We start from the raw sequence: 23,916 nt of genomic DNA, 5'->3' as shown, positions 1-23,916 counted from the left end.
ACGTCGCCCGCGAGGTCTACGCCTTGATCAAAGCAGCGACAGCCGACCACGCTCCCGCCCCAGCCTGACGACTTGACGAACATAGGGGCATCCAAGCGATCTACGTGGAGGACCTGGCCGTGAAGGGGCTGGCGCGCACGAGGCTGGCCAAGAGCGTCCATGACGCGGGCTGGTCGGCGTTCGTGAGCATGCTGGAGTACAAGGCGAAGCTGTATGGCAGGCAGTTCGCAAAGGTCGGCCGGTTCTTCCCGTCGTCCAAGCTGTGTTCGGCCTGCGGGGCACTGGCCGAGACGATGCCGTTGAACGTGCGGAAATGGTCCTGCCCGTGTGGCGCCGTCCATGATCGGGACGTGAACGCCGCAATCAACATTCTCGCCGCCGGACGGGCGGAGAGACAAAACGCCTGTGGAGGGCCGATAAGACCACCGCTCGCGGCGGCACGGGCCGGCGAAGCAGGAAGCCGAGGAAGTGCCGCCGCATGAACGGCGTGGCACAGGCCAGAATCTCCGGCCCTTCAGGCCGGAGAGCGCGTCAATTCAGAGCCGTGAGGCCGAGCGAGCGAGACGAGCCGGGCAGAGGTGGATGACGCCTCGTGCATCGAACGGTCCCGGCGCGACCTCGAGGTGTTTGCCGAGGTCTTCCGCCGGCACGCCGCGGACGCCACCCGCTACGTTACGCGCCGGCTGGGCGAGGACGCCGCCGACGACGTGGTGGCCGAGACGTTCCTGACCGCGTTCCGGCGGCGCGACGGCTACGACCTGTCCCGCCCGAGCGCGCGGCTGGCGGCGCTCGCCTCCCGGTCGGAGGCGATCCGGCCGCGCAGCATGGTTTCCATGACCTTCATGAAGCGCTGCGCCCGGGGAGCGCCGATGACGAACGGGTTCGCGGCCCCGGACGACCCGCCACGCAGCTCCTCCATGCGCGCCAGGCCGTTGTCGCAGAGCCCGTGGTTGTTCAGCTCGACGTCCACGCCCGCCTGCCGCATCCGGGCGGCGAAGGCGAGCACGGAGGCGAGGTAGGTCCGCTTGTCCTTGGTGGCGGTGGGCGGGTTGGTGCCACCCCACAACATCGCGGTGTGCCGCTGTCCCTTCCACCGCACCGGGAAGATCGACGAGACGGTGCCCGGCGTGTGCCCGGGCGTGTGGTGGAAGGTGATCGTGGTGTCGCCGAGGGTCAGCCGCTGACCGTCGGCGATGTCCAGGTCCCGTTTCGGAGCGTTGGCGGGACGGTCGGCGGCGACGAGCTTCCAGTCGGCAGGGGCCATCATGACGCGGGCCCCGTACCGGTCGGCGAGGTACTGGGCGCCGCCGAAGTGGTCGCTGTGACCGTGGGCGGCCACCACGTACTTGATCGTCGAGGGGTCCACCCCCAGCGAACGCAGCTCCGGAACGATGATCTTCTTGGCGTCGTCCGGCGACCCCAGCGCGTCGATGAGGATGACGCCCCCGGACGTGAGGAGCGCCGTGGCCGAGACCAGGCCGGTGCTCACCACGGCGACGTTGTCGAAGATCCGCAGCGGTTTGGGGGCCTTCACGTCCGGGATCACGGCGCCGGGGGAGAGCGCCTTGGCGAGTTGCCGCAGGACCGGGTCGTCGCCGGCCAGCCCGGCCGCGCGGTCGTAGTAGTCCTTCGCGCGCCCGGCCGACACGGCGGCCGACGCCTCGGCCGCGCCTCCTGCCAGCGGCAGGACGGCCGAGGCGATCAGCAGGGTACGGCGGGACAGACTGGTCTGCTCGAACGACATGCGCCCCAGCAGACCAGAGTCGATCATGCGGTGTCCAATATTGGCAACGCCCCCGCTGCGATAGGAAAGTCGATATCGAAGCCAGTCAGGAGCGCGCATGGCTGCGCAAGTCGCTCATCGAGGTCGAGGGTGCGCGGGCAGGACCCTGCGGGGCGTGAAGAGCGCGACCAGCACCAAGGCCACGACGGTCAGCGGCACATTGATCAGGAAGACCCACCGGAAGGACAGGAAATCGGTGATGACGCCGCCGAGCACGGGCCCCGCGATCAGTGCCGGGACGGCGAGCGCCACCGGGATCACCAGCGCCGGCCCCCACTCGGTGCCGCGGAAGTGCTCCCGGGCGAGCTCGAAGCCCGCCCGCAGCACGATCGCGGCCGCCAGCCCCTGCCCGGCCCGGCAGCCGATCAGTATGGCGCCGTTCGGGGCGAGCGCGGCCCCCGCCGAGGCCAGGCAGAACGCGCCGAGCCCCAGGAGGAGCATGCCGAGCCGGCCCTTCACGGGGATCAACACCCCTAACAGGGCGGCGGGATAAAGGTAGATCAGCCATACGCCGGCGGCCGAGGTGAGGTGGAGGTCTCTGGAGATCGCCTGCTGAGCCACGTACAGCGCGGTCCAGTTCGCGCAGAAAAGTGCCACGCACAAGCTCAGGGCGACCATCATCTGCCATCGTCCAGTCACAGGCTGCACTTTACTCTCACGTACTTGGCGGTCACTTGCCGCAACCGCTACGTGAAGTTGCCGTACAACTCCGAAGGGTTACTATTGCGTGGGGCCCCGCAGGACCTTCCCGACCCTTCCCCTGACCACGGAGTGCCGCATGGAGCGAACGGTTCTGGCCGCCGTCACCGAACGTCTCGACGCCGACTCGGCACTCGCCGAGCAGCTCCGCCGCGTGTGCGCGGCGATGGACGAGCTCGGGCTCCAGGTGCGCTGGACCCACCGGGCCGAGGACGCCCTGGCGGTGGTCGGGTCCGACGCGTCGCTGTCGGCGGTGCTGGTGGCGTGGGAGGCGCCGGGCGCGGAAGAGCTGCTGGGCGCGGTCTCCAGGCGGTTCCGCGGCCTGCCCGTCTTCCTGATGGCGCAGGAGCAGGAGCTTCCGCTGTGGGTGTACGAGGTCATCCAGGGCTACGTCTTCCCGCTGGAGGACACCCCGCGCTTCATCGCCGGGCGCATCGCCTACGCGGCCGAACAGTACGCCGAGAACATCCTGCCGCCGTTCTTCGGCGCGCTGCGGCGCCTCGAGGACCATCATCGCTACTCCTGGCACACCCCGGCGCACGCCGGCGGCGTGGCATTCCTCAAGTCGCCGGTGGGGCGGGCGTTCTTCGACTTCTACGGGGAGCGGCTGCTGCGCACCGATCTGTCCATCTCCGTCACCGAGCTGGGCTCGCCGCTCGACCACACCGGCCCGATCGGCGAGGCCGAGCGCAACGCCGCCCGCATCTTCGGGGCCGACCGCACGTTCTTCGTGGTCAACGGAAACTCCACCGCCAACCGCATCGTCGGTCACCACGCGATCGCCCGCGACGACACCGTCCTGGTCGACCGCAACTGCCACAAGTCGGTCCAGCACGCGCTGGCCATCAGCGGGGCCCGCCCCGTATATCTCGTGCCCGAGCGCAACGGGCTCGGGCTGGCGGGCCCGATCCCGCCCGCCGCGCTGGAGGCGGACGCCATCCGTGCGCTGGTGGCCGCTCACCCCCTGGCCGCCGGAGCGCCGGCGTACGCGGTGATCACCAACTCCACGTACGACGGGGTGTGCTACGACGCGGTGCGGGTCGGCGAGCTGCTGGGCGCCGGCGTGCCACGGCTGCACTTCGACGAGGCGTGGTTCGCCTACGCCCGGTTCAACCCGCTCTACGCCGGCCGGTACGGCATGGCGATCGACGAGCGCACGCTGCCCGGTCCCGGCCGCCCCACCGTGTTCGCCACCCAGTCGACGCACAAGCTGCTGGCCGCGCTGTCGCAGGCGGCGATGCTGCACGTCCGCCCAGCGGAGCGGGCGCCGGTCGACTACGACGCGTTCAACGAGACGTACCTCATGCACGCCTCCACCTCGCCGCTCTACCCGATGATCGCCTCGCTGGACGTCGCGGCGGCGATGATGGACGGCCCGTCGGGGCCGTTCCTCACCGGGGAGGCGATCGTCGAGGCGGTCCGGTTCCGGCAGGCGATGGTGCGGCTGGCCGCGCGCATCCGTGAGGACGGCCGGCGGCCCGACTGGTTCTTCGGCGTCTGGCAGCCCCGCACGGTCACCGACCCGCGCACCGGGCAGAGCGTCTCGTTCGCCGAGGCCGACCCGGCGCTGCTGTGCGCCGAGCCCCGGTGCTGGACCCTGGAGGCGGGGGCGGCCTGGCACGGGTTCGACGGGATGTCCGAGGGCTACGGCCTGCTCGACCCGGTCAAGGTGACGATCACCTGCCCGGGGGCCGACGCCGTCACCGGCACGCTCGACTGGGGCATCCCGGCCCGCATCGTGGCCGCCTACCTGCAGCGGCGCGGCATCGTGGTGGAGAAGACCGGCGACCACACGCTGCTGGTGCTGTTCTCCATGGGGATCACCAAGGGCAAATGGGGCACGCTGATCGACGCGCTCACCGACTTCAAGAACGCCTACGACGATGACCTGCCCCTGGCGGAGGTGCTGCCCGGCTTCGGGCCGCCGGCGGTCTCGCTGCAGAAGTTCTGCACGCTGGTCCACGAGAAGCTGCGTGACTCCGAGCTCGGGAAGCTGCTCGACCAGGTCTTCACCACCCTGCCCGAGCCGGTGTCCACCCCCGCCGACTGCTACCAGGCCATGATCCGGGCCCGCACCGAACGCGTCCGGCTGGCCGACCTGCCGGGCCGGGTCGCCGCGGCCACGGTGGTGGTCACCCCGCCCGGCATCCCCATGCTGATGCCGGGCGAGGCGACCGGCCCGGCCGACGGTCCGCTGATGGCCTATCTGCGGGCTCTGGAGGACTTCGACCGGGCCTTCCCCGACCTGGCCACCGAGATCCACGGCGCCCACCGCGACGGCGACGGCCGCTACCGGGTGGAGGTCGTCAAGGCCTGAGCCGCCCGGCGCACCTCCTGGCCGCGCGGACGAGGCGGATCCTGCTGCCGGCCGTGCTCGCGAAGACGGCCACGACCCTCGACGTGATCGCCGCGCGGGCCGGTGGGTGGCTTGGTCTCGGAGGGGGCGGGCTGGGCCGGGAAGTGGATGGCCCGGCTCGGGCTGGATGGTCCAGGCTCGGGTCTGGAGGGCCCGGCTCGGGTCACCGCTCTTCGTAGGTGATCTGGTGCTTGGCGGCGATGAGGTTGAGCTTCTTGGCGTCGAACCGTCCGTCAGTGGTGGTGGCGTCCGGTCCGGCCTCGGCGGCGTCCTCGAGGTAGCACTCCCATCCGCCCGGCGTGGAGATCTGGATCACCCGCGGAGGCGGGGTGGATCCCCTGCGCAGGGCGTGCGGGACGCCGTGCGGCAACAGCACGAACCCGCCCGCCGCCACGTGCTCGACCCGGTCGTCGAACTCGACCTCCAGCACGCCGTCCAGCACGTAGACGCATTCGTCGGCCGCGTGATGGACGTGCCGGGGGATGTCGCGGGCCAGAGTCACCTCCAGGAGGGAGAGCCTGCCTTCGGTGTCCTCCGTCCTGGCCTTGAGGCCGAACACGGGCGGCATGGGGACCCGGCTCGGCCGCACCTCGCCGGGGTTGAGCAGGATGAAACGATCCTTCGACATGATGGCGGCCCTTTCGGACGTGGCATAATGGAATGCGGAATCCTGATTCCGTAATTGAGTCTAGACAGAGGATCGCCAGGCATGTCAACTCCGCCGACCCGCCGCAAGCCGCGTACCGACGCCGAGCGCAACCGTGACCGCGTCCTGGAGGCGGCCCGCGCGCTGTTCGCGGAGCACGGCTATGACGTGCAGATGTCGGAGGTCGCCCGCGTGGCCGGGGTCGGCGTCGGCACCCTCTACCGCAAGTTCCCGACCCGTGAGGCCCTGATCGAGGCCGTCGCCGCGCACCGCTCCGCCGAGATGGTCGCCTTCGCGCGGGAGCGATGCCTGGCCGAGGGTGACCCGTCCCAGGCGCTGGCCCGGTTCCTGGGGCACGTCGGCGAGGTGCTGGCGGGCGATCGCGGCATGTCGGAGGTGATCGAGCAGGCCATGGGCTCGACCGAGCCGCAAGGAGAGCCGCGCGCGAAACTCCACGCCGTCGTCGGGGAGCTGATCGACGCGGCGCGAGCCGGCGGCACGGTCCGGGCGGACGTGACGGCGGCGGACGTCAACATGATCGTGTGCGGGCTGGCGGCCGTCATCCGGCACTCCGCCGGTGACTGGCGGCGGTTCGCCGAGATCGCGCTCAACGGCCTCCGGTCGTGAGCGGTGTGCCCACGCGACACCGCATACGGTCTGTTATTGATGGTGGCGGTCATGGTCACTGCCGGACGGCGCGAGCTGCACAAGAGGGCGACGAGGCAGGCCTTGCAGGAGGCCGCGACGCGCATGTTCGAGGAGCGGGGATACGCCGAGACCGCGGTCCGCGGCACCGGGGTGGCCCTGCTGTTCAGCGGCCTGCCCGGCCAGGTGTTCTCCCGCCCGGCCAGGACCGCGCAGCCGGTGCTGCTGGAGCTGGAGGACGGCCTGACGGCCGCCCTGCATGACCGGCTGGGTGACTCGGGCGGCGGGCAGGACGAGCGGGCGCTGTCACTGCGCGCCTCCGTGCTCGCCCGCGCCTGCGTGGCCGCGCTGCGCGCCACCGTCCTGGCCTTCCACGCGCTGCCCGAGGAGGAGCGCACGCTGGAGTCGGCGCGGGGCCTGGCCCGCCAGGCGTTCGACATCCTGAACGACGCCCCGCGCGAGCGCTGAGGCTCTAGCCGTACGACTTGGCGACGCCGTCGAGCAGGTGCTCAAGCGTGTCGTACGAGGGGATGTCGACCACGTCGATGAGGTCCTTCGGGACGGGCACGTTGTGATCGGCGGCGACTTTGGCGAACCGGGTGGCGTCGCCCGAGCGGAGCCCGTGCTCGGCGGCGAGCCCCTGCAGCTCCGGATCGGTGCTCAGCAGGCGTCCGATCCGGTCGCCCGTCGGGGTGAGCGGCACCAGCGTGTGCTGGGACAGCACGGTCGGCGACGGGTACATCAGCACCATCCCGGGCTTGAGCCGGCCCCGCGCGGCGGCGTCCACGTACTGCGCCTCGTAGATCCAGACCATCGGGGTCGGGCCCATGCCCACCGTCAGGTATTCGTTGAACGGGCCCTCGGAGGTGTTGTCGGTGTAGCCCTGGCTGGTGAAGAGCCGGGTCATCAGGGGCAGCACGCTCTTCTCGGCGGTGGTGCCGTGCACGACCGCGTTGCCGTTCGCGACATAGCCGGCCGTCGCCAGGTACATGGCCGCGGAATTCGACGTGCGCGGGTCCGTCGTGGAGACCAGGACGTTCTTGTCGACGGGATAGGCGGAGTTGCGCGAGAGCTGGGCCCACTTCGTGCCCGACGTGACGAGCCCGAGGTAGCGGTCGACGCTGAAGGTCGGGACGGGCCCCTTCTTCACCACGCCCGCCTTGGTCAGCACGTCCACGATCGGCTGGAACGTCGCGATCGCCATCGGCGAGGAGAACGGCGTGTATTTCGTGCTGACGTGACGCGTGCGCTGGATCGACTCGCCCGCGGGCGCGCTCGACGGGAACGCGAAGTCGTACCGATCGAGGTTGATCGAGGTGGCGATCTGGCGCGAGCCCGCCGACTCGACCTCGACCTTCAGGCCCTGGCCGGCGAGTGACTGCTGCACGCGCGGATCCTCGAAGAACGCCTTCTTCTCGGAGCCGATCACACCGCGCACGATCGTGAGCGGGGGAGGTGGCGGGGGGTCGTCCTGGCTGACGTTCACCACCACGACGACGGCGGCGGCCACGACGACCGCCGCCGCGACGAGTGAAAGAAATCCCTTACTGCGAATGAGGGAGGACGGCTGCGGGGATGGCCGATCGTTTTCCGGCGGGTGAATTTCCGGTGAATCGGGGACATCGTCGGCCGTCTCCGGAACTTCAATGTCCACGACCTCGTCGGCCCGCGCCTCCGCCGCCAACTCTCCGTGCGCGATGCGTTCCACCAGAATGGGGACGAAATCCCTGATGGGAAAGCCGTCGAAACGCTTACGGGCGGCCTCCATAACGGCTCTGACGTGCTCTGTTGAGTGAGTGCCCGCGTAAATCTGAACCAGGTGGTCGGTGGCCCGGCTTATCGCCTGTTCTTCACGGAGAGTATCGTCGCCCACCAGTGTCCCCTCGACCTCATATATCGCCGCGGACTGCCGCGTCCGCCCGCGCGCCGGGGCCAACCTTATAGGGGTTTCGGTCGAGAGGATAACCCGAGTCAATCGGTTATTAAAACGATGGCGGGAATCGTCTGTTCACCGTTGGAGCATTTTTTGTTTAATCGGAATTCATTCGCACCTTGCCGTCCTGCATGACGAAGCGCACCCGGCTCAGCGCCTGATGGGACGGCCGGGCAGCGCGTCGAGGAGGAGCTCTCCCGACCGCACCACGAACCGGCCGCCGACCAGCACGTGCGCGTAACCGGCCGAGGGCGTGGTGCTGCGGGCGTAGGTGGCCCGGTCCCCGACCGTCTCCGGGTCGAAGACGACCAGGTCGGCGTCGCAGCCCGGCTGGATCCTGCCCTTGCGCCGCATGGCGGGCACGGCGTCCTCCAGCACCCGGGCGGGCAGCAGGCCGCAACGGGCCACCGCCTCCAGCAGCGTGAGGCGGCCCGTCTCCCTGACGTGGCGGCGCAGCACGCGCGAGAAGGTCCCCGCCGTACGGGGATGCGTGACGGCGGACGGCGGCAGCGGCCAGGCCAGCGGCTCGGGCGGCCCGCCCACCCAGGTCAGCGGCATGGCGTCGGAGCCCACGACGGTGCCGGGGCTGAGCAGCGCCCGGTCGACGAAGGCCAGGTCGGCGGGGTCGTCCTCGTCGAAGAAGTGGATGACCGCGAGCCCGCCCGGGTCGGCGGCACGCAGCCGGCGGAGCATGTCGGCGTCGGCGACCCGCTCGCCCGTGGGGACGTAGACGATGGACTCAGGCCCGATGCCGGAGGCGGGCAGCGCCTCGGGGGCGAGGAAGGCGGCGCCGATGCCGGTCATCCCCGCGCCGTAGGGGTACGCCTCGGTGGTCACCCGCGCGCCTTCGGCCCGCACCCGCTCCACCAGCGCCAGCACCCGGTCGAGCTGGCGCAGCGACGTGCTGTTGACGTGGCAGTAGTGCATGTGGGCGCCCGTTTCGACGGCCGCCATGACGATCTCCTCGGCGCCGTCGATCGGCAGGTCAGGAGTCTGCTCGACCAGGTCGCGGGCGTGGGTGTAGGTGGGCGTGCCCGCCTTGGCGGCGAGCCCGGCGACCGCGACGTACTCCTGGGGGTCCACCCTGGGCGCGTACCCGATCAGCAGGCCGATCCCGAGGGCCCCGTCGGCGAGGTCGGCCTCGATCAGCCCGAGCAGCGCCTGGAGCTGTGCCCGGCTCGCCTCCGCCTGCCAGGCCGGGCTGCCGATGGCGCCGAGCGCGGCCGCCAGCCCTCCGCCGTGCGGCATCCCGCCGACCGCGGCCATCCTGGCCATGCCCCAGGAGGCGGAGAAGCCGTAGTTGAGCGGGCGCCCTTCCGCCGCGGCCGTGTCGTACGCCTCCGCCACGGGGCTGATCCCCGCCTCCAGGTCGAGCACGGTGGTGACGCCGTCGAGCGCCTGCAGCCGGTGCCCGGCGACGGTGTGGGAGTGACTGTGCAGGTCGATCCAGCCGGGCGCGATCGCCAGCCCGGAGACGTCGAGGTGCTCGCGGCCGGACAGCGGCCGCGTCGAGACGGCCGAGATCGCGCCGCCGGTCACGCCTACGTGGGCGACGGCGTCGAGACCGGTCTCCGGGTCGAGGACCCGGGCGCCGCTCAGCACGAGGTCATGGGTGTCCATGGGCGCACCGTACCCGGCCGGGGCGGTGGGGCGGATTGTGCGGGAGCACGAGTTCCGTGCTGGATTTTCGTCCGGTCAGCCCTGCCCGGAGCCGCCTTCGCGTTCGTAGACATCCGCCTCGGGGCCGGATATGCCGGAGATCTGGGGCGTTGTCCTGATTTTCAGCGATTGCTCTCTCGGCGTTGGCCGACAGGTCTGACAATCTCTTTGACCGCGGGTTCGCGGTGCAATCCCCCACGGAGGAAACTCTGATGCGAGTCGTCCCATTGCTCACCGCCGCGGTCGCGGCCTTCGCCACGGCGGCCACGCTCGCCGCTCCCGCCGTGGCGCAGGCCGATCACGACCGTCCGATCCAGGTTCGCCGCGACCACTCCGACGTACGGGTCCCGTTCCTCGCGAAGCGGGCCGGCGAGGCGGTCGTCGACCTGAACGCCGCCGCGCCCGGCACGGACTGGGCCGTGAAGGGCGGCGAGTCGGCCGTCGTGTCGGTCTACGTCGACAACCGCTACGCCACCGACCTCGTCGTCTCCGGGGACCAGCGGCTGCCCCGGCAGCTCGCGCTGGGCTCGGTGCGGCAGGGGCCGCACGTGCTGCGGCTGCGCTTCGCCGGTGACCGATCCGCCGGGGTGAGCACGTCCGTCCTGCTCGACCGGGTGAAGGTGACGACGTACGCGCCGGGCAGCGCCGAGTACCTGGCGCTGCGCTACGCCCCGATCGTCTACGGCCGCAACCTCTCCGAGCTCGGCACCCCGTACCAGAACGCGACGACCGACACGCCGCTCATCGCCTGGCACGAGGTCGGCCCCGGGTCGGCGCCGGGCCGGACGAGGCTCACGTACTCCGTCGTGTGGAGCAACGAGGACGGCGGGACCAACACGCCGGCGCTGATGGCGCGCTGGGGCCGGACCACCGACATCGAGTGGGTCTACGCGGTGGAGGTCGACGAGCGCGGCAACCGGGTCGCCGGCAGCGACACCTACCAGGCCGCCAACCACCAGACGCTGCAGTTCGCCGGCACGTACGAGGGCGACCACGCCCAGCTGGAGACCTGCACGAACAACAACAACATGTGCGACAAGGTCACCGACCCGATGCGGTTCTTCCTGTCGGCGCTGCAGACCCGGCCGGCCGCCGAGGCCCGCGAGTACATGATGGACACCAACTCCTGGACCTACCAGATCATGTCCAAGGAGATGATCCGGGAGGGCAAGATCGAGGCCGCCTCCGGCACGACGCCTGCCACGCCGGAGGTCAGCGACCAGCGCAACTACCTGTACGCGGTGCTCAAGAAGACGACCGACCGGCCCAACACCGGCTCGTCCTGGGTCGGCGTCTCGCTCGGCGTACGCCTCAAGAGCGGCGCCACCGTCTACCTGTCGAACCACGTGGAGCCGACCTGGTCCATCCAGCGTGACGACCCGGCCGCGACCACGGTGGAGCTGCCGCCCGGCACGACGGCCGACGACATCCAGGAGATCACCGCCAACCGCGTCGTGGTCGGCACCGACAACGGCGCCGTCGTGCACGTCACCGGCATCAAGCGCGGCTTCTTCCTGGGGCAGGACTACCTGCCGCAGCCGTCCTTCATCACCTGGAACGGTGACGTCACCGTCGACGCCGGCACCCCCTCCGCGGTGATCTGGCGCCGCTGAGCCCCCGGGGCGGCGGCAGGCGTCCGGCCGGGTCCTCAGCCGGCCGGACGCCTGCCGAGCTCGTCGGACCAGCCCATGTCCTCCAGCGCCACCCGCAGCAGGAGCTTGCCCTTTTCGGCCAGCTCGTACTGCAGCAGCTCCGCCGACTGCTCGTCCACGACCAGCCGCACCGTGAGCTCGCGCGCCGTCGGCGTCGAGAGGGCGACCCCTGTACGCCCCAGCGCGTCCGAGGTCTTTCCCTCCAGCGTCACGGACGGCTGGTCGGCCAGCACGCGGAACAGGGCCGAGCGGGTGCCCGGCTTGAGCGGCGCGGTCATCAGGTCCACGGCGGTCTGCCAGAGGTAGCCGGCCTTGCCGATGTCCGCGCTGTTCGGGCTGCGCTTCCAGAGGTCGTCCAGGCGGCGGCGCAACGCGTCCTCGCCGGTGGGCAGGTCCGCGAGGTTGCGCAGGTTCAGGCTCGGGTTGTCGATCGACAGGATCCGCTCGGTGGCGTCGTCGTAGGTCTTGGGCTTCTTCTCGGCCAGCTCGGGGGAGCCGGCCGCCCGCCAGTCGGCCTCGTCCTGCGGGGAGCCGAAGGTGACCTCGACGTCCTGGTTGCTCACGCTGCGGCCGGTCTCGCCCGCCTTCATCGGCCGCCAGGTCTCACGGGTGTCGGCGGTGAAGGCCGTGTACGGCAGCTCGGCGACCCCGTTGGTCTTCAGCTCCACGACCTTGCGGTCGAACTCCTTCTTCGCGGCGGCCAGCCGCTCCGGGGCGCCCTTGAGCCCCGCCTCCTTGTCCTTCTGCGCCTTGAGCAGGGCATTGAGCTTGGCCTCGTAGTCGCCCGGCACGTTGTGCACCTTCGCGAACGTGCGCTCCCGGAGGTACCAGTAGCGGCCGGACTCGGCCGGCTCCCGCATCGCCGTCGAGGCCGCCGCGAGCAGGAAGGAGCGGGCGGTCAGCGGCTTGGCCGCGACTGCCGGGCTTGGCGTCTTGGGGGTCGGGGTCCCGCCGGAGGCGACGACCACGGTGGCGGCCGCGAGCCCGGCCGCTGTCGCGCTCGCCACCAGCAGGAGCGGCCACCGCGAGCGCCGCCTGACGCGCGGCGTGGCGAAGGCACGGGCCAGGTCGGCCGAGCGGCGCCGCCGGTAGCCGTCCTCGGCCAGCTCGTCCAGCCCGTCGGGCTTGAGCTCGGCGAAGATTCGGTCGGTCATGAGGGGTCCTCCAAGGGTGTGGTCAGGAGTCGAGGCTGCGGGCCGGGCTCGCGCCGCCCAGGCGGAGGGCCAGGGTGAGGCGCTTGCGCGCACGGTGGAGCCGGACGTTGTACGTACGGACCGAGCAGCCCACGACGGAGGCCGCCTGCTCGGGCGGCAGGCCGTACCAGGTGGCGAAGATCATGGCCTCCACGTCGTGCTCCGGCAGGGCCGACAGAGCGGCCAGCGCGGTCTCCCTGTCGATGACGTGCTCGGCCACGTCCCAGGCCACCTGGTCGCGCGGGGTGGTCAGGGCCACGATCCGGTCGACCAGGGCCTGCCGCCGGTGGCGCGAGTCGCGCTGCTTGGCCAGCAGGTTGCGCGCCACCCCGAGCAGCCACGGCAGCGGCGGCTCCGGCAGGTCGTCGAGCCGCCGCCACGCCACCAGGAACGTCTCGCTGGAGACGTCCTCGGCCAGGTCGCGCTCGGCCCGCAGCAGGGCGTAGCCCAGGACGCTGCGGTAGTGCCGGTCGTAGAGGTCTGTGAATCGTTCCTCGGGATCATCCACACCCAGTAGTCCCTCCGGACGCCCCTGGATTACCGCGACGCACCGAATTATTCGTCAGGCTCACCGGCACGAGAGGCGGACCGGGCCGGCCGCCGTGGACTGCGCGCCTGCCGGGTCCGCGATCTCCACCGTGACCAGGCCGTCCGAGGTGTCGACGGGGACCCAGGTGCCCTGGTGGGTGTGCTGGTCGAGGGTGAATTCGGCGACGGTGCGAGCGTCGTCGCCGAAGCCGTCCTTGACCGTGTACCGGACCTGCCGGGTGGGGAGGGGAGGGCTGCCCACGGAGACGTCCACGAAGCATTGGTGCCGGCCGCGCAGTCCGGTGGTGAACCGCCACTGGAAGGTGTTCCCGCAGCCCGTGCCCGGGGTGCCGCGGGTGTCGTCGCGCGGGCAGCTGGGGGCGGCGACCGCCGTGAAGGCGAGGTCGGGCCCGGTCGCCGCCATGAGGTTCTTGGGGAGCGTGCCGGCCGTGACCAGGGCGATCAGCCCGAGCGCCACCAGGGCCAGCCAGAGCAGGGCCGAGCGGCGGCGCGGACGGGTCGGCGGCGGCGACGTCGTGGTGTCCAGCCTCGCTCTGATCGTGTGCCAGGTACGGGTCCATTCGTCCTGATCGCCGCCGCACGCGCCGACGTACGCCTGCGTGACCGCCAGGCTCGGCAGCCGGTCGCCCGCCGCCGCCGCGGACAGCGCGGAGGCCGAGTAACCCGCTTTGCGCTCCATCGCCCGGTAACTCGGATTGCCCGCCGCCCCCCGGAGGTCGCGCAATCCTTGGGCGAAGTCCTGGAGCGGGCCGGGCGGCACCGGCCGCTCCCGCCGCCCACGTGTCGTGGTGCCGTCGTGTGTCATCGTGCCCCCTGCCGTGAAGTGTCGCCCCCTATTCGTGGGCACACGGCCGGCGGACTGCACGTGCGGCGAAGCGCCTGGCGGGGGCGCGTCCGCTCCCCGCCAGGCGTCCGGCTTCCTACCCTCTGCCCTTGCCCCGCAGGCAGGTCAGGACGATGCCTTCGTTCATCGTGTAGGTGTTCTTCGCGTTGCCCGCCTCGGTCCGGTGGCTGGCCATGGCGCCGGTGAGGTGCGCGAGCTCGTGGAGCAGGATCAGCGTGCGCCACTCGTCGGGGTCGAGCGGCCTGCCGCCGTCGTCGTTGTTGTACTGCACCGGCTGCGGCTTCGACTGGTGCCATTCCTGGTAGAGGTAGATCGTTCCGGCCGAGCCGCGGCCCGTCGTCGACTCCGCGTACGGCAGGCGCCCGTCCGGCGCGGGCGTGCCGTGCTTGGAGTACAGGTCGAACAGCCTGGGCGCCTTCCAGATCGCCCGCAGGATCGACAGGGCGCTCTCGCCGCCGGGGCTGTCCAGACCGGTGACGAAGCTGTTGCAGCGGGGACGGTGCTCCAGCAGGTCCAGCGCGGTCTCCACGGCCAGGTGGAACTCCTTGTCGGCCGTCGCGGGGTCGGGCGGCCTCAGGGGGGTCGGTCCGGGGGAGGGCCGCTGGTACTCTTCCTCCTCCTCGGTCACGGGCTCGTCCTCCGTGTCATCGTCATAGAGGTCCTCGTACCAGCTGGGCTCCTCCGGGTCGGACCACAGGTCGATGACGTCGGCGCGGGCCGGGCCGGTCGCCACGGCTCCGCTTCCGGTGATCACCGCGAGCGCGGCGAGGACGGGCAGCAGGCGGCGCAGGTTTATGAGTCTCATCGTCAGCCCACCTTGACCTTGCCGAGGATGTCGACGACCGGCTCGCCGCACGTGTTCACGTACCGGACGATCACGATGTACCGGACGCCCCTGGTCAGGAAGGAGGCGGCGTACCTGGTGCGGTCCTCCAGGACGGTGTTCCTGGCGACCGTGGGCTGCCGGTTGAGGAGCTCGTCGCCCGACTCGGACAGGAAGGCGTACTCGGCCGTGCTGCTCTTCGCGAGCTTGTCGCCGAAGGGCGCCAGATAGGTGTTGCCGCCGAGGACGAGTGTTTTGCCGAGGTTGTCGCCGCCGATGTAGAACCTCGGGGTGAACCTGCCCGTGCGGGCCGTCGTCCCGTACAGGCGGACGTAGGCGGGGACGCGGCAGGTCTGCCGCTGCAGGCTCGGCCGCAACCGCATGACCTGCCGCCCGTACGAGCCCTGCCGTCCGTACGAACCGTCCTGGCCGTAGGAGCCCTGCCGTCCGTAGGAGTCCTGCCGGGCCTGGGGAGCCGGCTGGGCCGGTTGGCCCGGTGTGCCCCGCTGCGCCGGTGCCGGGGAGCCCTGGGAGGGACGCTGCGGCTGGCCGCTTCCCGGGCGGCCGATGATGTACCGGTCGATGGCGGCGTTCGCGCCACGCTCCAGAACCCGTTCGAGCCAGGCGGGAAGCTTGGAACCCCCGCTGGTCTTCGGGAACGTCTTCGGAGTGGCCGGACCCGGCTGGTCGCCCGTACCGGTGGGCGTGTCCCCGCCGCTCTCGGGCTCCTCCAAGGACAAGGAAGGGCTGTCCTCGCCAGAGCTACGGGCGGGCCTGGAGCCGATGTCCCCGATGCCGGGAATGCTCGGGATGCCGGGGAGGCCGGGAATGTTGAGGCCGCCCGAGTCGTCCGACGGCAAGAATCCGGAGCCGGGGTCGAACCCTCCGAACGGGTCGATGTCGGCGCGGGCCGCGCCGGCGGTCAACCCGCTCGTGACGACCGCGCCGCTCACGGCCAGGACGACCGCCGCACGGCGCAGCCTCGAAGGTGATCTCACGTTTGCTCTCCTCTCGCGCTGCTGGACGTCTGCCAGCGATCCCTGACTACGGGGCCCGTCGATGACCAGCCAGACGGTGACGTTGTCCATCGGCCCGAGCCGTTGATCAGGGACGCCGGTCATCCCCGGCCGTCCGCGCGGAGCGCGCTACGTGGGGTTGCCGGCCCGGATGACGGCGGGGCCGTGGCCGTACCAGCGGTGGATGGCCCGCCGCAGCGCCCGCGAGTCGGTGAAGCCGACCCGCGCGGCGATGGACTCCACGCTGAGCGTGGTCTCCCGCAGCAGGCGGTCCACCCGCCGTCGCCGAGCTCGGCCTGGGTTACGTGCTCGACTGGACCAACGACGACCAGCCGTACCGGCTGAACGTCCCGAGGATGCTGAGCGTGCCGTACTCGCTCGAACTCAACGACCTGGGCATCTTCACGATGCACGGCAGGAGCGGCGGCGACTTCGTGCAGCTGGTCAAGGACCAGTTCGACCAGCTCTACGCGGAGTCCGCCGAGAGCGGGCGGGTCATGGCACTGGCGCTGCACCCGTTCGTCATCGGCCAGGCGTTCCGGGCGAAGTACCTGGACCAGGCGCTGGAGTACGTCGCCGGCCACGACGGCGTATGGCTGACGACCAGCGACGAGATCGCCGGGCACTACGCGGGCCTGGGGCGGTCGTAGAGTGACCGCGTGAGAAGACATATCGCGTTCGAGCGGCTGCACAACTTCCGGGATCTCGGCGGCTACCGGGCCGCCGACGGGAGCGTGGTGCGGTGGGGGCGGCTGTTCAGATCCGATTCGCTGGCCAAGCTGCGCGGCGAGGACTGGGACCGCTTCCTGGGCTTGGGCGTCCGTACGGTGATCGACCTGCGCTACCCCTGGGAGATCGAGGCCAGGGGGCGGGTGCCGCACCACGACGGGGTCGCCTATCACAACCTCAGCATTGAGCACCGGCCCTACGACCAGGCGGAGATCGACCCGGACGCCGACCCGTGGCGCTTCCTGGCCGACCGCTACGCCGAGGTCGCCCTCGACGGGGTCGCGGAGCTGCGGCAGGCCCTGGAGGTCATCGCCTCGGCGGACGAGCCGCTGGTGTTCCACTGCGCCTCGGGCAAGGACAGGACCGGGCTGGTGGCCGCGCTGGTGCTGGCCCTGCTGGAGGTGCCGGAAGACGACATCGTGCGGGATTTCGCGCTGACCGAGCTGGCCACCGACCGGCTGATCGCCGACTGGCGGGCGGTGCACCCGGGCCGCGAGCTGAGGTGGCCCGGGTACGGCAGAGCCCCCGCCGAGATCATGCGGCTCTTCCTGGCCGACCTGGCGGCGGCGCACGGCTCCGTTCGGCGTTATGTCACCGACCGGCTCGGCGTGGACGAGGAGCTGATCTCAGAGCTCCGCGGCCGGTACCTCCACGACGGCTACGCCGGCACCCAGCGGTAGGAGGCGACCTCGGCGCCGCGCGGCTCGTACGACACCTCCAACCGTCGCGAGCCGCGCCCGAGCGTGAACGTGACCTCGGCGGGTGAGCCCTTGGCCAGGTCGGAGCCGCTGGGTCCGGCCAGGATGCGGTCACCTTCACGCATGCCCGCCCGGTCGGCGGCCGATCCGGCCACCAGCCCCGCGACGACGCCGGTCTCCATGCTGCCGAGGTCGAACCCGACCTCCGCGACGCGGTCGCGGAGGTCCTCGCGCCGGAAAGGGGGCCCGAGGGCGTCGGAGGCGGGGACCATCCACTCGCCCGCCTCCAGCGCCGCGAAGTCGCGCCTGGCCTGCTCGCCCAGCTCGGCGACCACCAGGTCGACCCACTCGGGCACGCCGACCTTCTCCCCTGCCCGCTTCCGGTCGAGCACGGTGAGCACGAGCTCGTCGAGGGGGCGGCGGCCGGCCGCGCGGAGCTTGGCGTCGAGGCCGAGGAAGTAGAACAGGCCGCGCCCGTACGGGACCCGCTGCGCCCGCTGGTCCTTCCAGAACCGCTCGGCGGCCGCCCGGTTGCTCAGCGTCTGGAGGGGATTGGTGTAGTAGCTCCGGGCGCGGTCGTTGATCAGGCGGAGGAACGCGTCGTCGTCGATGAGCCCGGCGCGGTGGGGCAGCACGATCGAGTAGTACTCGGCGGTGCCCTCGGTGTACCAGCTGACGTCGCCGTGCTCGCCGTCGAGGTGCGGCCAGTTGTGCGCGGTCTCGTGCGCGAGCAGCGAGGTGAGGTCTTCGGCGGCCGGTGACTCGGCCTCGCTCCAGCCGAACATGAACGAGCGGTGCAGCGCGGTGCCGCCGTTGCCCCGGTAGGGGTGCTTGCGGATGAAGACCCGGTGCCCGGGCTCGGGTTCGCGGAAGAAGTCGCACATCGCCCGGTAGATACGCTCGATCTGGGTGGCCACGGCGACGGTGTCGAAGGAGGGCTCGCTCAGCCAGTACATCGCGAACGGCCCCGAGTCCGGATATTTCGTTATTGGTCCGGCGAAGTAGTAGCTGAACGCCAGCTTCTCGGCGGTGCCCGTCAGCTCGACGTCGCCCTCGCCGAAACTGGAGACGCCGTGGCCGGCCCAGCGCAGGGTGATGGCGTAGTCGTGGGTGGTGTCGGGCAGGGCCAGGAACGAGATGCCCGCCCCGTGCACGCCGCCCGCCTCGGCGCGCAGGTCGAACATCGGGCCGTTCCTGGTGGTGGAGTCCACGGCGCGTACCGGTGCGAAGTAGGCCACCTTGACATCGCCGACGCTGTCACGCGTGGCGCACCACCGGCGATACGCCCAGCTCGACGTGGGCGGCTCGGCCTCCTCGCTGATCGGGAGCTCGCCGAGGTCGTCGGTGACGCGCAGGTCGGCGGTGCGCAGGGTGACGCCGGGGATGCCGACGACGACACCCGGCAGGCGGCAGACCGCCTGGCCCGCCGGGACGGACGGCGACTGCAGGACGTATTCGACGTCGATGCCTTCGGGGCGCGGCGACAGGGTGAGGGAGAGCGTGGGGAGGGTCATCGGGCCTGTCCTTGAGGGGCGAGGAGCGCGCGTACGGCGGAGACGGCGGTTTCCAGCGACTCGCCGTCGCCGAGGGAGTGCCCCGCCACGAGCGGCAGCACGTGGACGTTCGACGCCGGCACTCCGGCATGCCGGATCGCGTGCGTGCTCGCGGCCAGGGGCGTGGCCAGGTCGAAATAGCCGCCGGTCACGAGCACGCGGACGCCGGGGCGCTCGCGCAGGAGCCGCGCGACGTGCTTGGTGGGGTTGCGGTAGAAGTCGGCCTTGGGGTGCTCGCCGCGCCAGTCGAAGGCGAAGTTGAGCTCCAGGGAGAGCGAGACGTAGGCGCCCTCGTCGGTCGCCCCGGCCTCGCGCCTGAGATAGTCGGCCAGTTCCTCGGAGAGGATGACGTTGGACCTGCCGATGCCGAACGCCGGGTCGTCGGCCGCGAGCGGCCGGTCGTCCTCGGGCGGGGGCGGCATCGGGCCGGTCACCCTCGTGTCGAGCCGGCCGACCAGCTCGTCCCGGTCGGCGAGCAGCGTACGCAGGAAGTCCTCGCTGCCGACGCGCAGGTCCGCGGCCAGCACCTGCCCGACGGGCAGCCCGATGAGCTCGGCGACCCGCTCGGCGACGGCGGCGCGTTCGTCCTGGGGGAGCGCCGAGCCGAGGTGCAGCGCCGTCAGGAAGCGCGACTGCGCGAACTCCTGGGCCCGGTCGAACACCGTCGCGGCGTCCGGCGCGCCGGCCGACGCGCGGCCGTGCGCCCAGGCGGCGACCGCCATCGTGGGCAGTTCGAGCACGTGCGGCAGGTCGTTGCCGGGCGCGGGGGTGGACGCCGTCGCGTCCAGCAGCGGCGAGACGAAGACGAGCCCCGCCACGTCGATGTCGCCGACCTCCGCGCAGAGCGTGGCCAGCCGGTGGCCGCCGTAGCTCTCGCCGACGAGGTAGACGGGGCAGTCCCGGCGGTCGTGGCGGGCCAGCCAGTCGCGGATGAAGTGCCGCATCGCCGCCACGTCGCCGTGCACGGTCATGTACGGCGCCGCGCCGCCCTCCCGCAGCACCCGGCTGAACCCGGTGCCGACGGGATCGACGAAGACGAGGTCGGCGACGTCGATGATCGACAGGGGGTTGGGCACGACGATCCGCCGCCGCCCGGTCTCCGCCGGGACCGTCTCGAAGCGCTGGGGGCCGAACGCCGACATGTGCAGCGGCGACGACGAAGCGCCGGGACCGCCGTTGAACAGGAACACCACGGGCCGCCGCCCCGAGCCGGGGACGACGTAGCTCGTACCGGAGATGAGCGCGTCGGGAACGCCGTCGGCTCCGGCGAGCACCGACGACTCCCAGCGGGTTGTGTAGCTCTTCGGCATGTGCTCTCCCGTCAGAGGGCTTTCAGCTCGGCGAGCAGCCGGTCGACGTCGGCGTCCGAGGCGTAGAAGTGCGGGGACATGCGCAGGTGGCCGCCGCGGTGGGCCACCGCCAGCCCCCGCGCGGCGAGCCGGTCGACGGCGTCGGCGTGCCCGGCGACGCTGACGATCCCGCCCATGCGCTCGAGGTGGGCGACGGGGACGAGGCCCAGCGCCGCCGCCTCCTCGTGGAGGCGGCGCGCCAGCCGGGCCACGCGGGCGTGGATCTCCTCGTGCCCGACCGTCTCGCGGAAGGCCGCGGCGGCCTCCAGCGCGTAGACGCCGGGCAGGTTCAGATGCCCGTACGTCAGGCGCGGTGTCGGCGGGGGATTGCCGTGCCCGAGCAGCGTGGGCCGCAGCGAGTCGAGCGCGGCGCGCCGGGCGGCGACCACCGCCACGCCGAACCCGGCCAGCAGCCACTTGTAGCCGGTGGCCACGTAGAAGTCCACGTGGTCCAGGCTGACGGGGATCGCCCCCGCGGCCTGCGCGCCGTCCACCACCAGCGTCGCGCCCGCCCGCGCGCACGCCGCGCCCAGCACGTCCAGGTCCACCAGAGTGCCGGTGAAGGAGCTGACGTGGGAGACGGCCACCACCCGCGTGCGCGGGCCGATGGCCGCGAGCAGCGCGCCGAGCCGGTCGTCGCCCGGCAGCGCGTCCACCTCCACCACGCGTACGGCGTCGCCGAGCCCCCGCCATGGGTAGACCACGGTCGGGAACTCGTCGCGCAGCACCAGCACCTCGTCACCCGGCCGCCACGGCACCGCGTGCGCGATCGCGTTGACCGCCTCGCCGGTGCTGGCCATGAAGGCGACCTCGTCCTCGGCCACGCCCAGCTCGGCCGCGTAGCGCCGGTGAGCCCGCTCGACGACCGGCCGCCACTCGCGCGAGCCCCGGGTGCCGCGCCCCATCGCTTCGTAGCAGGCGCCGACCGCGGCACGGACGGCCTCGGGCACCAGCCCGATGGACGCCGTGTCGAAATACCCTCCCGACTCCATGCCCACCTCCAATGTTCAACACACAGTAGAGGAATTCAATATCTAGTCAAGAGGTTCGGCCTGGAGTTCGTTGAGGTAGTTGTAGATCGTGAAGCGGCTGACCTGGAGCCGCTGCGCCGCCAGGTCCACGGCGCCGCGCAGGGTGAAGAAGCCGCGCTTGTTGAGGTCCTCGACCACCGCGATCTTGTGGGACTTCTTCATCAGCTCGACCGGCACCCCCACGCCGCCGACGGCGTCGGCCAGGATGCCGTCGCCCAGGCTCTCCAGCGTCTGCGGGAACGTCTCGGCCGGCCCTCCGGGCGGCCCGCTCAGCAGCGGGCCCGCGCCCGGATCGGTCGAGGTCAGCGCCCGCAGGATCTCCTCCGCCCGCTTCAGGTCGCCGATGTCGGTGTTGATGCACAGGCACGCCACCGACCGGCCGGAAGGGGCGTGGAAGAAGACGCTCGACGAGCGCATCACCAGCCCGTCGGCCGTCTCGGACCGGTAGCCGATCAGGTGCTCGGTCCAGCCCGCCTTGAACGTGCGCAACCCCAGGTCAGTGGCCGGCCCGCCGATGTCCCTGCCGGTCAGCGTGCCGCCGATGGCGGCGATCGTGTTGGGCATCGTGGTCAGGTTGTGCAGGACGACCTCGGTCTTGGGGCCCATGGCCTTGGCGAGCATCGGGACGACCGGCCCCAGGATCTCGACCACCAGCGCGGCGTGCGCCCGCTCTCCCGTGGTGAACGTCGGCTCGTCGTCCTCGGATGTGGATGTCATGACCGGCACCTGTCTCGTGGCTGTCAGAAGATCAACAGCATGTCGAAGGAGCGCTGCCGCGTGTGGCGCTTCATGGAGGCGTTACCTTACGGAAACTTCTCATCATTGTAGAGCACTGCAACAAGTCGTAATCTTGATGTCTTCCCGGAATCTGTCGGACCCGCCTGGCAGTGTCGGCACGGCCGACCGTCGAAGGGGTGACGCATGAGCACGACAGCCCGGGCCGATGTGCACGTGAGCTACCACCAGATCCAGGTGCGGGAAGAAGAGGGGGACGTGCCCGTCGTGGACGGCGTGCCCAACGGCCTGACCGCCTCGGTGCCGGGCGCGGCGGTGATCCGCACCGGCATCCACACCGGCGTCGTGGACGTCACCGTGCAGCTTGCCGACGCCCCGCCCGCCGGCGCCGCCGCCGAGGGGTGGGACGAGGTGGAGGAGGTGGAGCTCATCAGCTTCGAGGGCGGGATGCGGCTGGCGGGCCTCCTGGGCGACCTGCCCGAGGAGCTTCCCGTGCTCACTCCGCACGGCCCCGGCCGCTACGGCATGCGGGTGCACGCCCGCGGGCGCGACATCGACTACGACGGCGTGGCGCGGGTGCCGTTCGAGTTCTACCTGGTGACGGTGTGGCCCATCGACGTCGGGCCCGAGGCCCGGCGCCGGCTCGGGGTGGGGGTCGCCGAGGAGCTGGGGCTGCCCGGCAAGTCCCGCGATCTCCGGGAGAGGGCCCGGCACCTCGGGCTCCCGACGCAGGAGCCCGGGCGCGTCACGCGGGCGGAGCGGGAGCCCGGGCGCGCTGCGCGGGTGGAGGGGGTGTGGGGGAGCGTCACGCGGGTGGAGCGGGAGCCGGGGCGCGTCGCTCGTGCCAGGCCCGTCCCGCCGCCCACCCCCGTGCGCGGCACGGCTCTCGCCTCGGAGCACGGCTTACGCATCGGCAACCCCTACCAGGAGCCGGCCGCCGCGCCTGAGCTGCCCGGCGGCCTGGTGGCGGCCGTGCCCGACCTGCTGGTCATCCGCACGCTCAAGCGTCAGGGGCGGGTGGGCGTGCACGTGCGGTGGGATCCCGTGGCTCCCCGCCTGCCGGTGAGCCGGTGGGAGCAGGTGGAGGAGATCGAGTTCGTCACGACGACGGGGATCATGCAGATCGAGGGGATGCACACCGATGGCGAGCGTCCGCCCAACCTGACGTTCCAGGGCGCGGGTCGCTACGGCCTGCAGGTCCACGGCCGCGCCCGGCGGGGGGAGCGGCTGTCCAACCGCCCCGGCGAGTCATACCTTCTGGTGATCTGGCCCGTCGCGCTGGGATCCTCCTAGCCGGCCTTGCGGGTGTAGACGACGCGGTCCACCAGCCGTTCGGACTGGCCGGGAGGCGTGAAGTACAGGTCGAAGGTGTGCTTGTCGTTCGACCTGATGGTGATCACGGTCCGCATCGGGATGGTCTTCCCGACGTACTCGGGGCCGAGCACGCCGGGGTCGGTGAACGTGCCGGGCAGCGACAGCTTGTTGGTGCGCTTGGTGAGCGCGGGCCCGCGGTAGGTCATCGCGGTGGGGGTGACGCTGTCGAAGGTCGTCCACTCGTAGCGCCGGTCGATGGTGGAGAAGCCGAGGACGCCCAGGCGGTAGTAGGGGTTGCCGCCCAGGGTCCCTTCGGTCCGCTCCTCCAGGAAGCGGCCGCCGGTCTTGGCGATCCACCGCGTCGTGACCGTGATGTCGCGGGAGACGATCGGCTTGCCGCCGCCGAGGAGGTAGTTGGTCTTGACGGCCTTCCAGGTGCCGACCAGCGGGTCGAGCTGCCGGTGGAAGGGGCCGGGCGCGAGGACGTCGGCGGACGCGTTCCGCACCTGGACGGCGGTCCGCGCGGTGATCGGTGCCGCGGCGGGCGCGCTCTGGAGGTGGGCGGCGGCCAGCGCGGTGGTCGGTGTCGCGGCGGACGCGCTCGGCGCGCCGGCCAGGCCCAGTACGGCCACGGCCGAGACCACGGCCGGTGCCAGTCGGTTCAGCATGATGTCTCCACAGTGCTCGGAGGGCTCGGACGAGCCCGGCC

23 protein-coding genes and 2 pseudogenes are annotated in these 23,916 nt (G+C 71.5%); 8 read left to right on the top strand and 17 right to left on the bottom strand.

Features of this window, described 5'->3' with window-relative positions:
* Window positions 1-92: 92 nt before the first annotated feature.
* Window positions 93-482: pseudogene (locus AB0J87_RS53050) on the top strand (transposase); the annotation flags it as partial.
* A 269-nt stretch (window positions 483-751) separates the two neighbouring features.
* On the opposite strand, the gene AB0J87_RS53045 reads toward AB0J87_RS53050, so the two are convergent.
* Together AB0J87_RS53045 and AB0J87_RS53040 are read right to left on the bottom strand one after the other, a co-directional pair.
* Complete coding sequence (locus tag AB0J87_RS53045; RefSeq protein ID WP_363981070.1) at window positions 752-1,771, bottom strand: MBL fold metallo-hydrolase; 1,020 nt, start codon at window positions 1,769-1,771, stop codon at window positions 752-754.
* Between the two features lie 87 nt (window positions 1,772-1,858).
* On the bottom strand, window positions 1,859-2,422 hold the full coding sequence (locus tag AB0J87_RS53040; protein ID WP_363981067.1) for an MFS transporter: 564 nt from the start codon (window positions 2,420-2,422) through the stop codon (window positions 1,859-1,861).
* A gap of 139 nt (window positions 2,423-2,561) precedes the next feature.
* On the opposite strand from AB0J87_RS53040, the gene AB0J87_RS53035 reads away from it, so the two are divergent.
* Window positions 2,562-4,799: an Orn/Lys/Arg decarboxylase N-terminal domain-containing protein gene (locus tag AB0J87_RS53035; protein WP_363981064.1), complete on the top strand. Its 2,238-nt coding sequence runs from the start codon at window positions 2,562-2,564 to the stop codon at window positions 4,797-4,799.
* 202 nt (window positions 4,800-5,001) lie between these two features.
* On the opposite strand, the gene AB0J87_RS53030 is transcribed toward AB0J87_RS53035, so the two are convergent.
* Complete coding sequence (locus AB0J87_RS53030; RefSeq protein WP_363981061.1) at window positions 5,002-5,466, bottom strand: cupin domain-containing protein; 465 nt, start codon at window positions 5,464-5,466, stop codon at window positions 5,002-5,004.
* Window positions 5,467-5,547: 81 nt separating this feature from the next.
* On the opposite strand from AB0J87_RS53030, the gene AB0J87_RS53025 reads away from it, so the two are divergent.
* Together AB0J87_RS53025 and AB0J87_RS53020 are read left to right on the top strand one after the other, a co-directional pair.
* Window positions 5,548-6,111, top strand: a complete 564-nt coding sequence (locus AB0J87_RS53025; protein ID WP_363981058.1) for a helix-turn-helix domain-containing protein — start codon at window positions 5,548-5,550, stop codon at window positions 6,109-6,111.
* Between the two features lie 51 nt (window positions 6,112-6,162).
* Window positions 6,163-6,597 carry a hypothetical protein gene (locus AB0J87_RS53020; RefSeq protein WP_363981055.1) on the top strand — a complete coding sequence of 145 codons (435 nt, stop codon included), beginning with the start codon at window positions 6,163-6,165 and terminating at the stop codon, window positions 6,595-6,597.
* A 4-nt stretch (window positions 6,598-6,601) separates the two neighbouring features.
* Here AB0J87_RS53020 and AB0J87_RS53015 read toward each other — a convergent pair whose 3' ends face one another.
* The 3 genes and pseudogenes from AB0J87_RS53015 to AB0J87_RS53005 all read right to left on the bottom strand — a co-directional run bounded on the left by AB0J87_RS53015 (window position 6,602) and on the right by AB0J87_RS53005 (window position 9,682).
* Window positions 6,602-7,639, bottom strand: a complete 1,038-nt coding sequence (locus tag AB0J87_RS53015) for a hypothetical protein (RefSeq protein ID WP_363981081.1) — start codon at window positions 7,637-7,639, stop codon at window positions 6,602-6,604.
* A gap of 183 nt (window positions 7,640-7,822) precedes the next feature.
* A pseudogene (locus AB0J87_RS53010) lies at window positions 7,823-8,002 on the bottom strand (three-helix bundle dimerization domain-containing protein); the annotation flags it as partial.
* Window positions 8,003-8,212: 210 nt separating this feature from the next.
* Window positions 8,213-9,682 (bottom strand): amidohydrolase family protein, encoded by a 1,470-nt coding sequence (locus tag AB0J87_RS53005; protein ID WP_363981052.1) that lies wholly within the window; start codon window positions 9,680-9,682, stop codon window positions 8,213-8,215.
* A 251-nt stretch (window positions 9,683-9,933) separates the two neighbouring features.
* Here AB0J87_RS53005 and AB0J87_RS53000 point away from each other — a divergent pair, with 251 nt between their 5' ends.
* Entirely contained in the window at window positions 9,934-11,334 is a 1,401-nt protein-coding gene (locus AB0J87_RS53000; protein WP_363981049.1) for a hypothetical protein, read from the top strand.
* Between the two features lie 35 nt (window positions 11,335-11,369).
* On the opposite strand, the gene AB0J87_RS52995 is transcribed toward AB0J87_RS53000, so the two are convergent.
* From AB0J87_RS52995 to AB0J87_RS52970, 6 genes are all read right to left on the bottom strand, one after another.
* A complete protein-coding gene (locus tag AB0J87_RS52995) occupies window positions 11,370-12,527 on the bottom strand; it encodes a CU044_5270 family protein (protein ID WP_363981046.1) in 1,158 nt (385 codons plus the stop codon).
* Window positions 12,528-12,549: 22 nt separating this feature from the next.
* Window positions 12,550-13,074, bottom strand: coding sequence for a sigma-70 family RNA polymerase sigma factor (locus AB0J87_RS52990; protein ID WP_350731760.1), 525 nt, complete (start codon window positions 13,072-13,074; stop codon window positions 12,550-12,552).
* A 60-nt stretch (window positions 13,075-13,134) separates the two neighbouring features.
* Window positions 13,135-13,920 (bottom strand): helix-turn-helix domain-containing protein, encoded by a 786-nt coding sequence (locus AB0J87_RS52985; protein ID WP_363981042.1) that lies wholly within the window; start codon window positions 13,918-13,920, stop codon window positions 13,135-13,137.
* A gap of 115 nt (window positions 13,921-14,035) precedes the next feature.
* Window positions 14,036-14,764 (bottom strand): hypothetical protein, encoded by a 729-nt coding sequence (locus AB0J87_RS52980; RefSeq protein ID WP_363981039.1) that lies wholly within the window; start codon window positions 14,762-14,764, stop codon window positions 14,036-14,038.
* Window positions 14,765-14,766: 2 nt separating this feature from the next.
* Window positions 14,767-15,780 (bottom strand): hypothetical protein, encoded by a 1,014-nt coding sequence (locus AB0J87_RS52975; RefSeq protein WP_363981037.1) that lies wholly within the window; start codon window positions 15,778-15,780, stop codon window positions 14,767-14,769.
* A 147-nt stretch (window positions 15,781-15,927) separates the two neighbouring features.
* Entirely contained in the window at window positions 15,928-16,074 is a 147-nt protein-coding gene (locus AB0J87_RS52970) for a helix-turn-helix domain-containing protein (RefSeq protein ID WP_363981034.1), read from the bottom strand.
* A gap of 29 nt (window positions 16,075-16,103) precedes the next feature.
* Between AB0J87_RS52970 and AB0J87_RS52965 the strand changes: the two genes are divergently transcribed.
* On the top strand, window positions 16,104-16,448 hold the full coding sequence (locus tag AB0J87_RS52965; protein ID WP_363981031.1) for a hypothetical protein: 345 nt from the start codon (window positions 16,104-16,106) through the stop codon (window positions 16,446-16,448).
* Window positions 16,449-16,457: 9 nt separating this feature from the next.
* Complete coding sequence (locus AB0J87_RS52960) at window positions 16,458-17,207, top strand: tyrosine-protein phosphatase (protein ID WP_363981028.1); 750 nt, start codon at window positions 16,458-16,460, stop codon at window positions 17,205-17,207.
* Here AB0J87_RS52960 and AB0J87_RS52955 read toward each other — a convergent pair.
* Genes AB0J87_RS52955 through AB0J87_RS52940 form a run of 4 tightly spaced genes read right to left on the bottom strand, consistent with a single transcriptional unit; the run spans window position 17,186 to window position 21,875 of the window.
* Window positions 17,186-18,739 carry a hypothetical protein gene (locus AB0J87_RS52955; protein ID WP_363981025.1) on the bottom strand — a complete coding sequence of 518 codons (1,554 nt, stop codon included), beginning with the start codon at window positions 18,737-18,739 and terminating at the stop codon, window positions 17,186-17,188. The genes AB0J87_RS52960 and AB0J87_RS52955 overlap by 22 nt on opposite strands.
* Window positions 18,736-20,088 carry a hypothetical protein gene (locus AB0J87_RS52950; RefSeq protein WP_363981022.1) on the bottom strand — a complete coding sequence of 451 codons (1,353 nt, stop codon included), beginning with the start codon at window positions 20,086-20,088 and terminating at the stop codon, window positions 18,736-18,738. The genes AB0J87_RS52955 and AB0J87_RS52950 overlap by 4 nt, the downstream gene beginning before the upstream one ends.
* Before the next feature lie 11 nt (window positions 20,089-20,099).
* Window positions 20,100-21,119 carry an aminotransferase class V-fold PLP-dependent enzyme gene (locus AB0J87_RS52945; RefSeq protein WP_363981019.1) on the bottom strand — a complete coding sequence of 340 codons (1,020 nt, stop codon included), beginning with the start codon at window positions 21,117-21,119 and terminating at the stop codon, window positions 20,100-20,102.
* Window positions 21,120-21,161: 42 nt separating this feature from the next.
* Window positions 21,162-21,875: a PAS domain-containing protein gene (locus tag AB0J87_RS52940; protein ID WP_363981016.1), complete on the bottom strand. Its 714-nt coding sequence runs from the start codon at window positions 21,873-21,875 to the stop codon at window positions 21,162-21,164.
* Window positions 21,876-22,079: 204 nt separating this feature from the next.
* On the opposite strand from AB0J87_RS52940, the gene AB0J87_RS52935 reads away from it, so the two are divergent.
* Window positions 22,080-23,186: a hypothetical protein gene (locus AB0J87_RS52935; RefSeq protein ID WP_363981013.1), complete on the top strand. Its 1,107-nt coding sequence runs from the start codon at window positions 22,080-22,082 to the stop codon at window positions 23,184-23,186.
* On the opposite strand, the gene AB0J87_RS52930 is transcribed toward AB0J87_RS52935, so the two are convergent.
* Window positions 23,183-23,875 carry a DUF1579 family protein gene (locus AB0J87_RS52930; RefSeq protein ID WP_363981010.1) on the bottom strand — a complete coding sequence of 231 codons (693 nt, stop codon included), beginning with the start codon at window positions 23,873-23,875 and terminating at the stop codon, window positions 23,183-23,185. The genes AB0J87_RS52935 and AB0J87_RS52930 overlap by 4 nt on opposite strands.
* Between the last annotated feature and the right edge of the window lie 41 nt (window positions 23,876-23,916).

Source organism: Nonomuraea sp. NPDC049625, assembly GCF_040675285.1.
GTDB lineage: Bacteria > Actinomycetota > Actinomycetes > Streptosporangiales > Streptosporangiaceae > Nonomuraea > Nonomuraea angiospora_A.
This window is presented reverse-complemented; position numbering and strand designations above follow the sequence as displayed.

Excerpts from the sequence above, each read along its gene's own strand:
- AB0J87_RS53045 (WP_363981070.1), bottom strand. The coding sequence starts at position 1,771 with ATGATCGACTCTGGTCTGCTGGGGCGCATGTCGTTCGAGCAGACCAGT.
- AB0J87_RS53035 (WP_363981064.1), top strand. The coding sequence starts at position 2,562 with ATGGAGCGAACGGTTCTGGCCGCCGTCACCGAACGTCTCGACGCCGAC.
- AB0J87_RS53030 (WP_363981061.1), bottom strand. The coding sequence starts at position 5,466 with ATGTCGAAGGATCGTTTCATCCTGCTCAACCCCGGCGAGGTGCGGCCG.
- AB0J87_RS53025 (WP_363981058.1), top strand. The coding sequence starts at position 5,548 with ATGTCAACTCCGCCGACCCGCCGCAAGCCGCGTACCGACGCCGAGCGC.
- AB0J87_RS53020 (WP_363981055.1), top strand. The coding sequence starts at position 6,163 with ATGGTCACTGCCGGACGGCGCGAGCTGCACAAGAGGGCGACGAGGCAG.
- AB0J87_RS53005 (WP_363981052.1), bottom strand. The coding sequence starts at position 9,682 with ATGGACACCCATGACCTCGTGCTGAGCGGCGCCCGGGTCCTCGACCCG.
- AB0J87_RS53000 (WP_363981049.1), top strand. The coding sequence starts at position 9,934 with ATGCGAGTCGTCCCATTGCTCACCGCCGCGGTCGCGGCCTTCGCCACG.
- AB0J87_RS52995 (WP_363981046.1), bottom strand. The coding sequence starts at position 12,527 with ATGACCGACCGAATCTTCGCCGAGCTCAAGCCCGACGGGCTGGACGAG.
- AB0J87_RS52985 (WP_363981042.1), bottom strand. The coding sequence starts at position 13,920 with ATGACACACGACGGCACCACGACACGTGGGCGGCGGGAGCGGCCGGTG.
- AB0J87_RS52980 (WP_363981039.1), bottom strand. The coding sequence starts at position 14,764 with ATGAGACTCATAAACCTGCGCCGCCTGCTGCCCGTCCTCGCCGCGCTC.
- AB0J87_RS52955 (WP_363981025.1), bottom strand. The coding sequence starts at position 18,739 with ATGACCCTCCCCACGCTCTCCCTCACCCTGTCGCCGCGCCCCGAAGGC.
- AB0J87_RS52950 (WP_363981022.1), bottom strand. The coding sequence starts at position 20,088 with ATGCCGAAGAGCTACACAACCCGCTGGGAGTCGTCGGTGCTCGCCGGA.
- AB0J87_RS52945 (WP_363981019.1), bottom strand. The coding sequence starts at position 21,119 with ATGGAGTCGGGAGGGTATTTCGACACGGCGTCCATCGGGCTGGTGCCC.
- AB0J87_RS52940 (WP_363981016.1), bottom strand. The coding sequence starts at position 21,875 with ATGACATCCACATCCGAGGACGACGAGCCGACGTTCACCACGGGAGAG.
- AB0J87_RS52935 (WP_363981013.1), top strand. The coding sequence starts at position 22,080 with ATGAGCACGACAGCCCGGGCCGATGTGCACGTGAGCTACCACCAGATC.
- AB0J87_RS52930 (WP_363981010.1), bottom strand. The coding sequence starts at position 23,875 with ATGCTGAACCGACTGGCACCGGCCGTGGTCTCGGCCGTGGCCGTACTG.